We start from the raw sequence: 13,506 nt of genomic DNA on the forward strand, positions 1-13,506 counted from the left end.
TTCATCCATGACCACCGCACCCGTGACCGTGGACGCGTTCATCGCCGACCTGCCCAAGTGCGAGCTGCACCTGCACATCGAGGGCACCCTCGAACCCGGCCTGAAGTTCGCGCTGGCCCGGCGCAACGGCATCGAGCTGCCCTACGCCGACGAGGCGGCGCTGCGCGCCGCCTACGACTTCGACGACCTGCCCGGCTTCCTCACGGTCTACTACGAGGGAATGACCGTGCTCCGCACCGAGCAGGACTTCTACGACCTCGCGGCGGCCTACGCGGCCAAGGCGCACTCCCAGAACGTGCGGTACGCGGAGATCTTCTTCGACCCGCAGGCACACACCGCACGCGGTGTCGCCTTCGACACCGTCGTCCGCGGCCTGACCCGCGCCCTCGACGACGCCGAGCGCGCCACCGGCTTCAGGGGCCGTCTGGTGATGTGTTTCCTGCGCGACTTCCAGGCCGAGTTCGCGATGACCACCCTGGTGCAGGCGCTGCCCTACAAGGAGTGGATCAGCGGCGTCGGGCTGGACTCGGACGAGGCGGGGAACCCGCCGGTCAAGTTCCGCGAGGTCTTCGCCCGGGCGCGCGCCGAGGGCTTCCGGCTGACCATGCACTGCGACGTCGACCAGAAGAACTCGACGGAGCACATCCGTCAGGTCATCGAGGAGATCGGTGTCGACCGCATCGACCACGGGGTGAACGCCCTGGAGGACCCGTCCCTGATCGGGGCGATCCGTGAGCGCGGGCTCGGCCTGACGGTGTGTCCGATCTCCAACGCGCACGTCACCGACGGCATGAAGGCCGCCGAGATCCGCGCCCTGCTCGACCAGGACGTGAAGGTGACGGTCAACTCCGACGACCCGGCGTACTTCCCGGGCTATGTCGCGGAGAACCTGGCCGCCCTGCGAGGGCCCGCGGCGCTGTCCGACGCCGACCTGGTGCGCCTCCAGCGCAACGCGATCGAGATCTCCTGGGCGGCGCCCGCCGTGCGCGAGGAGTTCCTCGCGGAGCTGGCGGCCTACGCGGAGCGCGGCACCGTCTGACGGGCCTTCTGCCGACGGGATGCCGCGCATCCCGCCACCGGCTCGCGTCCGCCCCGCCCTCCTGCGGTCGACCCCGAGGAGGGCGGGGCGGACGGCCTTCCGTCCCACCGGCCGGCACACGTCTGCGTGCACACGCACGGCGCGCGGAACGACCGGGGCGGACCGAGAAGCGGCGCGCCACGCGTCCGGGGCGCCGGTTCCTCTCCCGTGCCCGTCAGCGGCCGTTCATGTGCATGACGGCCTCCGGGTAGCGGGTACCCGCCACGGCCTCCGGTGGCAGCGCGTCGTCCAGACGCCGCAGGTCATCGGCGTCGAGCACGACGTCCACGGCAGCGAGGTTCTCCTCCAGGGTGACCCTGCGCTTGGTGCCGGGAATCGGCACGATGTCCTCGCCCCGGTGCAGCAACCAGGCGAGGGCGATCTGGGCCGGTGTCGCCCCGAGCCCCTCGGCGACCTCGCGGACCACCGATGCCGCGGCGGTGTTGGCGGTGAAGTTCTCGCCCCGGAACCGGGGGTCGTGGCGGCGGTAATCCGATTCCGGATACTCCTCCGCCGCAAGCGCCGTGCCGGTCAGGAACCCGCGCCCGAGCGGCGAGTAGGCGACGAGACCGATGCCCCGCTCACGGAGCGTCGGCAGGATCTCCCGCTCGACGTGGCGCTCCCACAACGAGTACTCCGTCTGGAGGAACGCCACCGGGCAGACCTCATGGGCGCGGGCGATCGTCCCCGCGCCCGCCTCCGACAGGCCGAAGTGGAGCACCTTCCCCTCCCGGATGAGCTCCCCCACCGTCCCCGCCACCTCTTCGATGGGCACGTCGAGGTCCACACGATGCTGGTAGAGGACGTCGATCCGGTCGGTTCCCAACCGTCCCAGGCACGCGTCGACCACTGCGCGAATGTGGTCGGGCCTGCTGTTGAGCCGACCGCGTCGAGAGCCTTCGTACTCCCACCCGAACTTGGTCGCGACGACCGCCTCGTCGCGGTGGCCTCGCAGGGCCCGGCCCAGCAACTCCTCATTGACGAAGGGGCCGTACGACTCCGCGGTGTCGAAGAAGAAACACCCCCGTTCGAGCGCCCGGCGGATCGTCGCGATCGACTCCTCGTCGTCCGGGACTCCGTAGGTCTGGCTCATGCCCATGCAGCCCAGCCCCAGGGCCGAGACCTCCGGGCCGGTACTCCCCGCCCGACGTCGCGGAATCGATGACGCTTTCACATCCATGGCCCTTCCCATGAGTTCCCGTGGCCGCGCTTTGCCCCGGGACCGTGGTCGCCGGTGCGCGTTCGGCCGGCCCCGGGCTCCCGGCATCCGATCGCGGCCGAAATTACAAAACCAACTCCCCACCTGTCAAAGCCAATTACCGAAGAGAACCTGCGTGAACAGGGACATGGTGGACGCCCCCCGCCAGGGGGGACATCGACGCCCAGGCCGCCGTGGCGCGGGCGCGGCACCGCCTGCGCCCGGGCACCGGCGCCCTGCTCCTCCGCGTGCGGCGGGCGGGCGCCGCCCGCACACCGCTGCGCGAGGCGTTGATCACACTGGAGCGCGAGGGGGTCATCACTCCTTGAAGGTGACGATGCACCGCTACGAACGGGTGGCACTTGGCGATCAGGACACCCTGGAACGTTCGGCGGTGGAGCACGAACGGATCGCCGAGTGCCTGCTGCGTGGCGATCCGGACGCGGCCGTGGTGGCGCTCAAGGAGAACTGGAACAGTGGAACACGAACAGTGGAACACACAGGATCCTGGAGCACCTGGAGGACTGGCGGTGAGCATGTGACGCGACTTCCCGGGGAGGGCCTGACGACGTCTGCCCGCCGGGGCCGGGAACCCGGTGCCGCGGGCCCCGCCTTCTGACGACCGGTCTCCTCCCGTAATGTTCGGAGCGCGGGCACCGGCACCCGTCGTGTGACGCAGCCGGGGCCGGCGCAGCAGCACCGCGCGTACCGAGGAGACATACGTTGAGCAGCGACACCTCACCCGCGTCCGACGGCGGGGACGGCTTCTGGCGGGAGCGCCGGGTGTGCTTCCTCGCCACGACGCGGCCCGACGGCAGCCAGCACCTCGTGCCCGTCGGCGTCACCTACGACCCCGAGACCCGGATCGCCCGCGTCATCAGCGACGGCGCCAGCAGGAAGGTGCGCAACGTGCGCGCCGCCGGTCCCACGGCCCGGGCCGCCGTGAGCCAGGTGGACGGCAGGCGCTGGTGCACCTTGGAGGGCCCGGCCGCCGTCAAGGACGACCCCGAGTCCGTCGCCGAGGCCGAGCGCCGCTACACCGAGCGCTACAAGCCGCCGCGCGTCAATCCGAACAGGGTCGTCATCGAGATCACGGTCACTCACGCGATGGGCACCGCCAAGCCGTCGGGCTGGTGACCCTGCCGCGCGGCGGCGTGCCACTCCTCTCCTCCCCACGGAGGAGACGGGACACCTGCGCCGCGCCGACGGCCTGGGCCGCGTCTGCGGTCCACCGGCGCGAGTTCCCCGGTGCCCTTCCGCCCCACAGCGCGGAAGGGCACCGGGCGCGCCCGGGGATCCTCACGACCCTGATCGAGCTCGCCGAGGAAGAGCCGGCGCAGGAATTCCGTCATGCCGTACTCATGGACCACGACGGAGGCATCGCCCGTCACGATGGCCACACCCCATTTATCCGGGTCGTCATCGGTGGTGAGCCAGCACAGCACAGCCGCCCCGGGCGTCACCCCCAGGCGATGACGGGGAGTTTGACGGTGCCAGAGCGTTCCGGCTCACGTTTCATGTCCCGGACGAAGCGTGCGTTCGCGGTCTCCTGGCCCATTGAACCGGATTCGTCGCACTGCGGAGGCCCCGGACGTACTACCGCCGGCCAATCCGAGACGCAGCCGACGCCGTAGACGGACATGAACGACTTGTGGTCCGAAGGGAAATCCGTTCCCCAAACCCGTCGAATCTCCTCCCAGTTCACCTCGTCCCCGGCCTCATGATTCAGGGAGAGGACCTCACCCAGCACCTCACTCCCGTCACGGCCGACCGGCCCGAAGCCTCCGTCACCCGTCATGACGTCCCCCACCGGAACCGGAGATCCCTGGTAGTTGACAATGCCGAAGTTTCGCCAGCCATATCTGCTGCTCATCAGGGAATTTGGCACGATTTTATCGATAGAAATCCCTGGAACATTACCCGGCGCAATACCTTCGGCCTTTATGTGGAATGAATTCGGAACTGTCCGGGGTCCCGAGTGGACGGGTTCCACCGAATACCGAACCACCTCGTTCCCGTCGACCGCGGCCTCGACCTGGTTCTCGTACTCGATCATGGTGTGCTCCAGCCTTCCAGCACCCTTGACGTGAAAGTTCACAGGGCGCGTGCACGTCGCCAGATTACTCAGGTCCGTCCCCGAACCGCCCAACCGCCCAACTGCCTTCCGAGGAGGTGGCAGTTGTTGACGACGCTCGCCGGTCTCTCGCCGGGATGGCGAGCATATCTTCCGGCCCAACGCATAACCCGGCGGGCGAATGTCCCGTTCCACATCCGTCCCATCCTTGATCGTTTCCTTGTCGAGGCAGGCGTTCATGGTCGTCGCCCGGTTCCCGTGCGCGGCATCGCGAACCCCTTACCGCTTCCACCCCTTGCCGCCCCGACGGCAGTCATCGGGTTCGTCGTCGTCGCTGCCGGAATCGGGGGCGGTACCGGTCGCCGGATGGGTGACCGGGGCCTGGTCGGGGTCACATTGTCCGTTGTCGACGAGATCGAGCATCTGCGTCGCCCGGCCGGACCACGGGGCGAACCGCCGCACTCCCGTACGACCCCGAGTAGCCGGCATACGGTCCCCTGTAGCCCCCCACCGAGCCGGACTTGCCGGACCCACCGGAGTATCCGTAGCTGCCGGAGTAGCCGTAACTGCCCGTGCAGGACCACGATCCGCCGAGGGCCGGCAACTGCCAGTTGTAGCTGCTGACCAGTGAATTGATCGCCTTGTTCATGCTGTGGATGAACGACTTGCAGGAGAGCTTGCAGGCGTATCCGACGGCCGCCGCCCCCGCCGCGGCGAGCGGCTCCGATCCGCCGTACACGGCGGCTCCGCACATGGGGCAGTGGCCGGTCGGACCGGTCATGTCCAGGGGCGCGCCGTTGGCACAGCCGTAGCGGTTGCCCTGCGCGGACGGCGGCGGGTCGAGTTGCCAGGTGTCGCGCGAACTGAAACCGCCCGCGCCCGGCTGGTACCAGCGTGCCGCCATGTTGACATCGCCCGTGCCGCCGTCGGTCCAGCCGGACTGGTACCCCAATGCGGGAGTCTCTCCGTCAGTGGCCGTTCTCCGGCCGAAGGGGTCGTAGGTGGTGGAGCTCAAGACCTGGGTGCCGTCGGCCGAGAGGCCGGCGACCAAGTCGCTGTGGCGGTCGGCGATCCAGTCGTCCGGCAGCACGAGCGGCACCCGAACGGTCACCCGCCCCTGCTACTTCGGCAGGAGGCCGGCGCAGACACGTCCTCCTCAGGATGCAGCCCGGGGCCCGTCCCCTGGAGGATGCCCACCTGATCCGTCAGTGGCATGTTCAGTACCCGGAAACAGCCACCACTCACGGCGCGCTTTCCCTCAGGAGGAGTGAGGTTATGGCACAGGCAAAGGAACGCAACGGAATCAGGGCAGTGGCGGTCATCGCAGGAGCACTGACGCTTGCCGGAGCGGCGGCGGTGCCGGCGCAGGCGACGGAGCAGGCGGGCGCCCCCTCGGTCCGAACGGTCACCACTCGCTGCTCGGATTTCGGCGGCATGGGCGACATGAAGGTGTGCGTCAGTACGGGGCCCCGTGAGCCCACGATCGCCTGGTTCGACAACAAGAGCGGTGTCACCTACTTCGGGACCATCCTCAAAATCACCAACGCCAGCGGGAGTTACAGTTCACAAACCGACCCCTTCACCGCACACGCGCACTCCAACAACGGTATGCGCCGCGACGGTCTGGCGAATGACTGCTACTACGGCTACGTGAGCCTGAACGGCGGGCAGGGCTTCTACCGGACCCGCGAAGCGGCGTGCGTCTGAGAGACCGCGCATGAGACCCGCACGACAGGGCGACTGGCTGTGCTGCGCAGGCAGGCGCCCCGGGGGCGGCTTCGCCGCCCGCCGCGGGACGGACAAGCCGAAGGCGTAAGACCTCTGCGGCCTCGGAACCGGGCCATGTGCGCGTCACACTCGTGTCTCCACGGTCACCGAGGTATCGCCCCGCCTCCAGCCCGGACACCGAGTCAGCCGTCCGGGCTGGAGGCGGAGCGGCCGGTCCCGCGTTCGGCAGGAGGGACACCAGCAGGACCACGACCGCAGCGAAGGCGAAGGCCGTCGGCGACGGTCAACGTGAGGGCACGCCCAGCCGCGCGCACCATGCCGACCGGGCCCGCGCCGTTGAGCGCGAGGCCCGTGAGACCGCAGGGACGGTCGTGGCCCGGACACCCAGCCGAGGCGAATGTGGGGCGGGGCTGCGGCGCTCGCGGCACGCGGGTGGCAGGGGTCAGGTGTCTCTGCGGCCGGAGACGAGGGCACCCAACGAGGTGCCCCGTTCGTCGAGTGCGCGGTGATGGGCGACGACCTGGTCGACCAGGATGGCGATGTGGGGATCGTCGAGCACGTAGATCTGGCGTCGGCCCTCGCGACGGGCGCTGACCATTTTGGCCTTCTTGAGCTTCGCCAGGTGCTGGCTGACCGTGGCGACCGTGCCGCCGACCTTCGCGGCTATGGTGCCGACATCGCTCTCCCCCTGCGAGAGCAGCCACATGATCTGCAGCCGGTTGGTCGCGGCGAGCATCCCGAACGTACCTGCGGCCTGCTGGAGTTGGCGGGGGCTCAGGGGCTGGGGGGATTCGTCGTGCGGGATATCGGTCACGGGCTGCGTGTCTCCGGGAGGGTCGGGAGCGGGGCTGGCTACCACCCCATAATACTTGCGCGTCCGCTTGACTATCAAGGGTGAGGGGGTGTTCACTCATGGCTGTAGCGCCTCGTTCGGTGAGGCTTCTACGCGGACACAGGCCACTGACCTCCCCCGTCGAGAGACGCTCCGGGTCAGGACAGGTCTCCCCGGCTTAAGGGGTGACCCCAAGTGGCTTCTGGACCTGCCGGGTTCGATACGCCGTGTAGTGCCAAAGCTCTGACGAGGAGGTGTACGACCCTGCTGCGCCGTGTCCGGCGCGGAGTGTGGTGTGCCTTCTGCTGCGTGTTACCGGTCCGGCAGCAAGGAGGTGAGAGCGGTGAGTCCCAGTGGCAGTAGATACGCGGATGCGCCTCTCCCGTGCCGGCCGTGTCACGTGACGCGGTAGCGCACCGAGCGGAACCGCTCCCGTCGACATCCTTTTGATTTCTCGGATTTCACCTTTCCTGCCCCGGGGCTCTCCGGGTTCGCGGGACGGCTTGCCGCACCCGCGAACACCTTTGGCATGCCCCGAAATGCACAGAGACGAGTCAATCTGTCATGAGCAAGCCCGTAGAAGAGCTGGAGCGTGCACGGTCGGGGCCGCGGCGCTCCGTCCGCAAGGGACGCAGGACCGATGCCCTCGGGGCAGCCACCGCGAGGATCGGATCGGAGCTGATGGCGGCGGGCTCGGCCTCCCCCACCGACATCCTCCGCGGGCTCGGGGCGAGCCCGCGCGGCCTGACCGAACACGACGCGTCCGGGCGGCTCGACCGGTACGGCCACAACATCGTCGACCACGACCGCCCGCCGCACCCGCTGCTCCAACTGGCGGCGACGTTCAAGAACCCGTTCATCCTCATTCTGGTGTGCCTCGACGCCGTGTTCTTCCTGACGGACGACACCCAAGGCGTGATCACCCTGACGACGATGGTGCTGATCAGCGTCTTCCTGCGATTCTGGCAGGAGTTCCGCTCCACCAGGGCGGCCGAGGCCCTGAAGGCGATGGTGACCACGACGGCAACCGTCGTCCGGCGGGCGGACGCCCGCGCCGACCCCGTGGAGCGGGAGGTTCCGACCGAGGACCTGGTCCCCGGCGACCTGGTGCGCCTGACGGCCGGCGACATGATCCCGGCCGACTGCCGACTGCTGAGCTCCAAGGACCTGCACGTGTCCCAGGCCGTGCTCTCCGGCGAGTCGCTGCCCGTTGAGAAGTACGACACCCTCGGCGCGGTCGCCCACAAGGCGGCCGGCGGCCGGCCCGAGGCGGGCACCGACGCCGATCCGCTGGAGTCCGCCACGCTGTGCCTGATGGGCACCTCGGTCGTATCCGGCTCCGCCACGGCCGTGGTGGCAACGACCGGCTCCCGCACGTACTTCGGCTCGATGGCCAGGAACCTGGTCGGCACCCGCCCCGAGACCAGCTTCGACCGCGGGGTGCGGTCGGTCAGCTGGGTACTGATCCGCTTCATGCTGATCATGGTCCCCGTCGTCCTCGCCATCAACGGACTGACCAAGGGCGACTGGTTCGAGGCGTTTCTCTTCTCCGTCTCGGTGGCCGTCGGCCTGACCCCGGAGATGCTGCCGGTCATCGTGACGGCCAACCTGGCACGCGGCGCGGTCGTGATGTCCAAGCGCAAGGTCATCGTCAAGCGGCTCAACTCCATCCAGAGCTTCGGTGCCATGGACGTGCTGTGCACGGACAAGACCGGCACCCTCACCGAGGACCGCATCGTCCTGGAACGCCACCTCGACCCGCTCGGCCGCCCCGACGACGAGGTCCTGGAATACGCCTTTCTCAACAGTTCCTTCCAGACCGGTCTCAAGAACCTCCTGGACCGGGCGGTCATCGACCACGTCGGTGAAGGCGACCAGTTGCTGGCCGCCGCCCGCTTCACCAAGGTCGACGAGATCCCCTTCGACTTCGCCCGCCGCCGCATGTCGGTCGTCCTGCAACGCGAACAGGGCACCCACGTGCTCATCACCAAGGGCGCGGTGGACGAGGTGCTCCACGCCTGCGTCCACGTACGCGAGGGCGGCCGGGACATCGTGCTGACCGACGCGGCACGGGAACGGGCGCGCCGGGTGGCCGAGGACCAGAACCGTCAAGGACTGCGGGTACTCGCCGTCGCCACGCGCGCCTTCCCCGCACAGCGCACCGCGTACTCGGTCACCGACGAGTCCGGCCTCTCGCTGCTGGGCTTCGTCACCTTCCTCGACCCGCCCAAGGCGACCGCCGCGTCCGCGATAGCCGCGCTCGGGGAGAACGGGGTCACGGTCAAGGTCATCACCGGCGACAGCGAACTGGTCGCCCGCAAGGTGGCGAGCGAGGTCGGCCTGCACGCCGGAGAGATCCCCCTCGGCCGTTCCCTGGACGCCCTCGACGACGACGAACTGCGCGAACTCGCCGAGAAGACAACCGTGTTCGCCAAGGTCAACCCGGTCCAGAAGGCCCGGATCATACGCGCCCTGCAATCCGGTGACCACACCGTCGGCTACCTCGGCGACGGGATCAACGACGCCGCCGCCCTGCGCGACGCAGACGTCGGCATCTCGGTCGACACCGCGGCGGACATCTCCAAGGAGTCCGCCGACATCATCCTGCTCGAAAAGGACCTCACCGTCCTGGAACAGGGCGTCATCGAGGGCCGGCGCACCTTCGGCAACATCACGAAGTACATCAAGATGACGGCCTCGTCCAACTTCGGAAACGTCTTCTCCGTACTCGTCGCCTCCGTCTTCCTGCCCTTCCTGCCGATGCTCGCGGTCCACCTGCTCGTACAGAACCTCTGCTACGACATCTCCCAACTGTCCATCCCCTGGGACAAGATGGACAAGGAATACCTGAAGAAGCCCCGTAAATGGGATGCCGGCGACCTGTCCCGCTTCATGCTGTACATCGGTCCGATCAGCTCGGTCTTCGACATCACCACCTTCTGCGCCATGTGGTGGCTGTTCTCCGCGAACACCGTCGGCGAACAGGCCTTGTTCCAGTCCGGCTGGTTCATCGAGGGCCTTCTCTCCCAGACCCTCATCGTCCACATGATCCGCACCCGCAAGATCCCGTTCATCCAGTCCCGGGCAGCCGCCCCCGTACTGCTGCTCACCGGCGTGATCATGGCGATCGGCGTCTACCTGCCGTTCTCGCCCCTGGCAGCCACCCTGCGACTGCAGTCACTGCCCTGGACGTACTTCCCCCTGCTCATCGTCACTCTGCTCGGCTACTGCGCGCTGACCCAGTTCCTCAAGACCCGTTACATCAAGCGGTTCGGCACCTGGCTGTAGTCCATACGCATCCCGTGTCCGGGCCCGCACCCGCGGGCCCGGACACGAAACCCGTCCCATCCGTCCAGTCGTCCGGAGGGCGACCGCAAGGGCCACCCCGTGCGCCGCCCCCTGCCGCTCCCGCCACCGGCGAAGCGCCGCCCGCAAAAGCGCGCGTCAACGCACCCGACCACGCGGTTTGAGGGGGCCGGGCGGGAGCGCAGGGGCGGTCAACCGGGCGCCGTCGTAGCCGTGGACCTCGCCGAAGCGGGCGCCTTCCATCCAGTCGTCTCGCGCCTGCACGATCTCATCGCCGTCCCGGCCGATGAAGTTCCACCACATGACGATCTCCTCCTCGAAGGGCTCGCCGCCCAGGAGCATGAGGCCCGCGTCCGTGTCCGCGCGCAGCGGGAGTTCGCCGCGGCCGCAGCCGAGATAGAGCATGGAGCCGGGCACCACGGGGACGCCGTCGACCTCCGCCCGGCCCGACATCGCGAGCACCGCGTACTCGAAGTCCGGCTCCAGCGGAAGGCGGACCTCGGCGGCGGCGGCGAGGGCGAGGTCGGCGCCGACGATCGGGGTGTACGTGGTGCCCGGGGAGACCGCGCCGTCGAGTTCGCCGAGGATCAGGGTGGCGGCGAGGCCGGGGGCGGTGACGGTCGGCAGGTCGGTGTGGTGCTGGAAGTGCGGCTCGACGTGGCGGTGGGCGTCCGGCAGGGCGACCCAGAGCTGGGCACCGTGCAGAAACCTCGCGTGGGACTTCGGACTCTCCTCGGAGTGGCTGATGGCACGGCCCGATGTCATCAGCCCCAGCTCACGGGGGCGGATCGTCCGGAGACTGCCGAGGCTGTCCCGGTGCAGCACCTCGCCGTCGTGCAGCCAGCTGACCGTCTGCAGACCCATGTGGGGGTGGGGCGGTACCTGCATCCCGGGTTCTTCGGCGATGTCGTCGGGACCGTAGTGATCGACGAAGGCCCACGCGCCCACCATCCGGCGGCCCAGATTGGGCAGCAGCCTGCGGACCTCTGTGGACTCCCCCAGCCGGACGTGGCGGGGGCTGAGAAGTTCGCGCACCGGCTCGGCGACGACGAAGCCCCGCCCTCCGCAGACGGAGAGTGCGGCCTGGCGATCGAGATTGCTCATGCCGATGAATCTACATCTGAGGTGGCACTTGCTCTGACCTGGCCTGGTACGCGAATCGAGTGATCAACTGGGGCGTCGCGACCGTGTACCGGTGCGTACGCGAGGTGATCGACGTCCTGGCCGCCGCCGCGCCGACCCTGACCGAGGCGATGAAGACCGTACGGGCGAAAGCCTTCGCGATCCTGGACGGTACCCCGCTGCCGATCGACCGGATCGCCGCCGACACCCCTTTACTGCTCCGGGAAACACAAGCGCCACGGCATGAACGTCCAGGTCCTCACCGACCCGTTCGGCCGACTGCTGTGGGCCTCGCCGGCCTCGCCCGGCTCAACCCATGACCTGACCGCCGCCCGGCACCACGGCAGCATCGACGCGCTCGCCGAGGCCGATGTGAAGTGCTGGGCGGACAAGACTTACCAGGGCGCCGGCCACCCAGTCCGGGTGCCGTTCAGGGGCCGCCGCCTCAAACGCTGGAAGCGCCGCCACAACAGCACCCACGCCAAGATCCGCCGTCTCGGAGATCTCCGAGAGCGGCGCGGTGCTGGTCCGTCCCGACCACATCGTCGGCCGGCGCAGCACAGAGCAGGCCGGCGACCCGAACGGCACCCTGCTCGACGGCATGCGGTCGAGCCTGCGGACCACGGCTTCCTGGACCGCACAGGAACCGGGAGAGCGTTCAGGGCGATTGCAAAGTCGTGCTGATCTTGTGGGTGCGCAGGTCATGGTGGTGTGACGATGGCCGGCCGGCGGGCGACGTACGCAACCATGCTCCGTTGTGCAGGTGACCTTCCCGAGTCTCCTTGCCGCGAGAGCCGTACGCGGAGGGCCGCGCCGCTGCAAAGGGGGTGATGCGGCCCGACATCCGTTCCGCCACCGCCCCGACACCCGGCGGATTCGCCGCGCGACGCGCTCCCGGGCACGGACGCGATCGACACGCCGGGAGCCGCACGGCGGCCAGCGCCTCGCCGACGGCTCTCTCGTTTCAGCGAGGCGTGGTCCTACGGTCTCCGACGGCCAGTCGGCTCGCGACGATGTCCGCCGCGAGCAGCCCCGCATGTGCCTCCAGCCGTCCGCTGCCGCTGAACAGGTCTATGCCCAGGCGCTCCTCGACTTTCCTGATCCGGTGATACACGGTGGCGCGGTGCAGGTACAGGTCGGCCGCGACCTGTTTGACGTTCCCCGCCGTGGTGAGGTAAGCCCGGAGCGTCTCGACGAGCCCGGAAGCCGATTCGTCCTCCAGCAGCCACTTCAGTGAGGGGCTGACGAAGTGATGCACCAGGATGTTGGTCGGTACCGCCGCGAGGCCGGACATGTGTCCCGTACTGTCCCAGCGGATCACCTGGTGTTTCCAGCCGAGGCTGTCGCCCAGGTCCAGACTCTGCCGCGCCTGCCACACGGCCGCGCTGGCCCGGCCCGACACGACCGTGCTGGCCGCGACCAGCCAGGGGACGTCAATACCCTGTGGCCGTGACCGGAAGACGAGGTCCGCCGCCTTCGTCGCGAGGAGTTCGGGCAGCGCGGTGTGCACGTCTCGCGGGTACGGCGCGAGGAGCGCGAAGCTGACCGACCCGCTGAAGGCGATGAGGCACCTGTTGCGCGGGTGGGCCTCGGCGAATCTGTTCGTCAGCGCCGCCAGACGCCCTCGTGTCGCGGGATCGGCCGACTCGGCGTCAATCGCGGCGGGCATGGAGAGAGCAAGGCAGACGAAGGCGTCGTCGTGCTGCAGTCGGCCTTCGCGGATCGCGCGCCCCAGCAGCATGTCCAGCGTCTCCAGATCACCCGTCGCGAAAGCGCGTCCGACATGGTCATCAGCCCATTCCGGCGAAACGAGCAGCCCGGCAGTCTCCAGGGCGTGCACGGTCGCCTCGGCGATTCGGCTCACGTTCTCGACCCGCTCCGACGACAGCGGTCCGTGTGCGCAGGTGATCCAGAGCAGCAGGAACGGCGCTGCTCCGGGCGAATGCAGCGGAATCACGAGCGTCGACGGTATCCCGAGAGCCACGCTGCCACCGATGTACACCGGCGCGGAGATCAGCGTCACCGCACGCGTGCTCAGCCCGAGATGGCGCGGTGAGACCGGCTCGGCGTGGACGTCGTCCGACGAGCCGTTCGGGATGGACCGGGCGACGCGGTTCAGGTGAAGGTCGGTCAGCTCCACCGGTACATCCAACGATGCGACGAGGGAC

The 13,506-nt window shown here is 68.8% G+C and carries 11 protein-coding genes, 1 pseudogene and 1 riboswitch; of the genes and pseudogenes, 6 read left to right on the top strand and 6 right to left on the bottom strand.

The features are described 5' to 3' along the window. Positions 1–7: 7 nt before the first annotated feature. Positions 8–1,039, top strand: coding sequence for an adenosine deaminase (add, locus tag ACF1CT_RS17955; protein WP_391784814.1), 1,032 nt, complete (start codon positions 8–10; stop codon positions 1,037–1,039). A 214-nt stretch (positions 1,040–1,253) separates the two neighbouring features. Here add and ACF1CT_RS17960 read toward each other — a convergent pair whose 3' ends face one another. Further along, positions 1,254–2,258, bottom strand: coding sequence for an aldo/keto reductase (locus ACF1CT_RS17960; RefSeq protein WP_391784815.1), 1,005 nt, complete (start codon positions 2,256–2,258; stop codon positions 1,254–1,256). A gap of 166 nt (positions 2,259–2,424) precedes the next feature. On the opposite strand from ACF1CT_RS17960, the gene ACF1CT_RS17965 reads away from it, so the two are divergent. Together ACF1CT_RS17965 and ACF1CT_RS17970 are read left to right on the top strand one after the other, a co-directional pair. Then, positions 2,425–2,895 (top strand): FCD domain-containing protein, encoded by a 471-nt coding sequence (locus ACF1CT_RS17965; RefSeq protein ID WP_391785003.1) that lies wholly within the window; start codon positions 2,425–2,427, stop codon positions 2,893–2,895. A gap of 104 nt (positions 2,896–2,999) precedes the next feature. Then, the gene (locus ACF1CT_RS17970) at positions 3,000–3,413 is read left to right on the top strand and encodes a TIGR03618 family F420-dependent PPOX class oxidoreductase (protein WP_391784816.1); all 414 of its coding nucleotides are present in this window, start codon (positions 3,000–3,002) and stop codon (positions 3,411–3,413) included. Between the two features lie 322 nt (positions 3,414–3,735). Here the strand turns inward: ACF1CT_RS17970 and ACF1CT_RS17975 are convergent, their stop codons facing one another. Further along, a complete protein-coding gene (locus ACF1CT_RS17975; RefSeq protein ID WP_391784817.1) occupies positions 3,736–4,332 on the bottom strand; it encodes a hypothetical protein in 597 nt (198 codons plus the stop codon). Between the two features lie 409 nt (positions 4,333–4,741). Further along, complete coding sequence (locus tag ACF1CT_RS17980; RefSeq protein ID WP_391784818.1) at positions 4,742–5,461, bottom strand: RHS repeat-associated core domain-containing protein; 720 nt, start codon at positions 5,459–5,461, stop codon at positions 4,742–4,744. 164 nt (positions 5,462–5,625) lie between these two features. Here ACF1CT_RS17980 and ACF1CT_RS17985 point away from each other — a divergent pair, with 164 nt between their 5' ends. Next, a complete protein-coding gene (locus ACF1CT_RS17985; RefSeq protein ID WP_391784819.1) occupies positions 5,626–6,057 on the top strand; it encodes a hypothetical protein in 432 nt (143 codons plus the stop codon). Between the two features lie 463 nt (positions 6,058–6,520). Here ACF1CT_RS17985 and ACF1CT_RS17990 read toward each other — a convergent pair whose 3' ends face one another. Next, the gene (locus ACF1CT_RS17990) at positions 6,521–6,892 is read right to left on the bottom strand and encodes an ArsR/SmtB family transcription factor (protein WP_391784820.1); all 372 of its coding nucleotides are present in this window, start codon (positions 6,890–6,892) and stop codon (positions 6,521–6,523) included. Positions 6,893–6,996: 104 nt separating this feature from the next. Beyond that, a riboswitch (M-box (ykoK) riboswitch) is annotated at positions 6,997–7,171 on the top strand. A 303-nt stretch (positions 7,172–7,474) separates the two neighbouring features. On the opposite strand from ACF1CT_RS17990, the gene mgtA reads away from it, so the two are divergent. Next, entirely contained in the window at positions 7,475–10,198 is a 2,724-nt protein-coding gene (gene mgtA / locus ACF1CT_RS17995) for a magnesium-translocating P-type ATPase (RefSeq protein ID WP_391784821.1), read from the top strand. 156 nt (positions 10,199–10,354) lie between these two features. Here mgtA and ACF1CT_RS18000 read toward each other — a convergent pair whose 3' ends face one another. Continuing rightward, positions 10,355–11,320: a pirin family protein gene (locus ACF1CT_RS18000; protein WP_391784822.1), complete on the bottom strand. Its 966-nt coding sequence runs from the start codon at positions 11,318–11,320 to the stop codon at positions 10,355–10,357. Between the two features lie 71 nt (positions 11,321–11,391). On the opposite strand from ACF1CT_RS18000, the pseudogene ACF1CT_RS18005 reads away from it, so the two are divergent. After that, positions 11,392–11,836 (top strand): annotated as a pseudogene (locus ACF1CT_RS18005) (transposase family protein); the annotation flags it as partial. 466 nt (positions 11,837–12,302) lie between these two features. Here the strand turns inward: ACF1CT_RS18005 and ACF1CT_RS18010 are convergent. Continuing rightward, on the bottom strand, positions 12,303–13,361 hold the full coding sequence (locus ACF1CT_RS18010) for a PucR family transcriptional regulator (protein ID WP_391784823.1): 1,059 nt from the start codon (positions 13,359–13,361) through the stop codon (positions 12,303–12,305). Positions 13,362–13,506 lie beyond the last annotated feature (145 nt).

Source organism: Streptomyces sp. NPDC014734 (assembly GCF_043083325.1).
Lineage (GTDB): Bacteria > Actinomycetota > Actinomycetes > Streptomycetales > Streptomycetaceae > Streptomyces.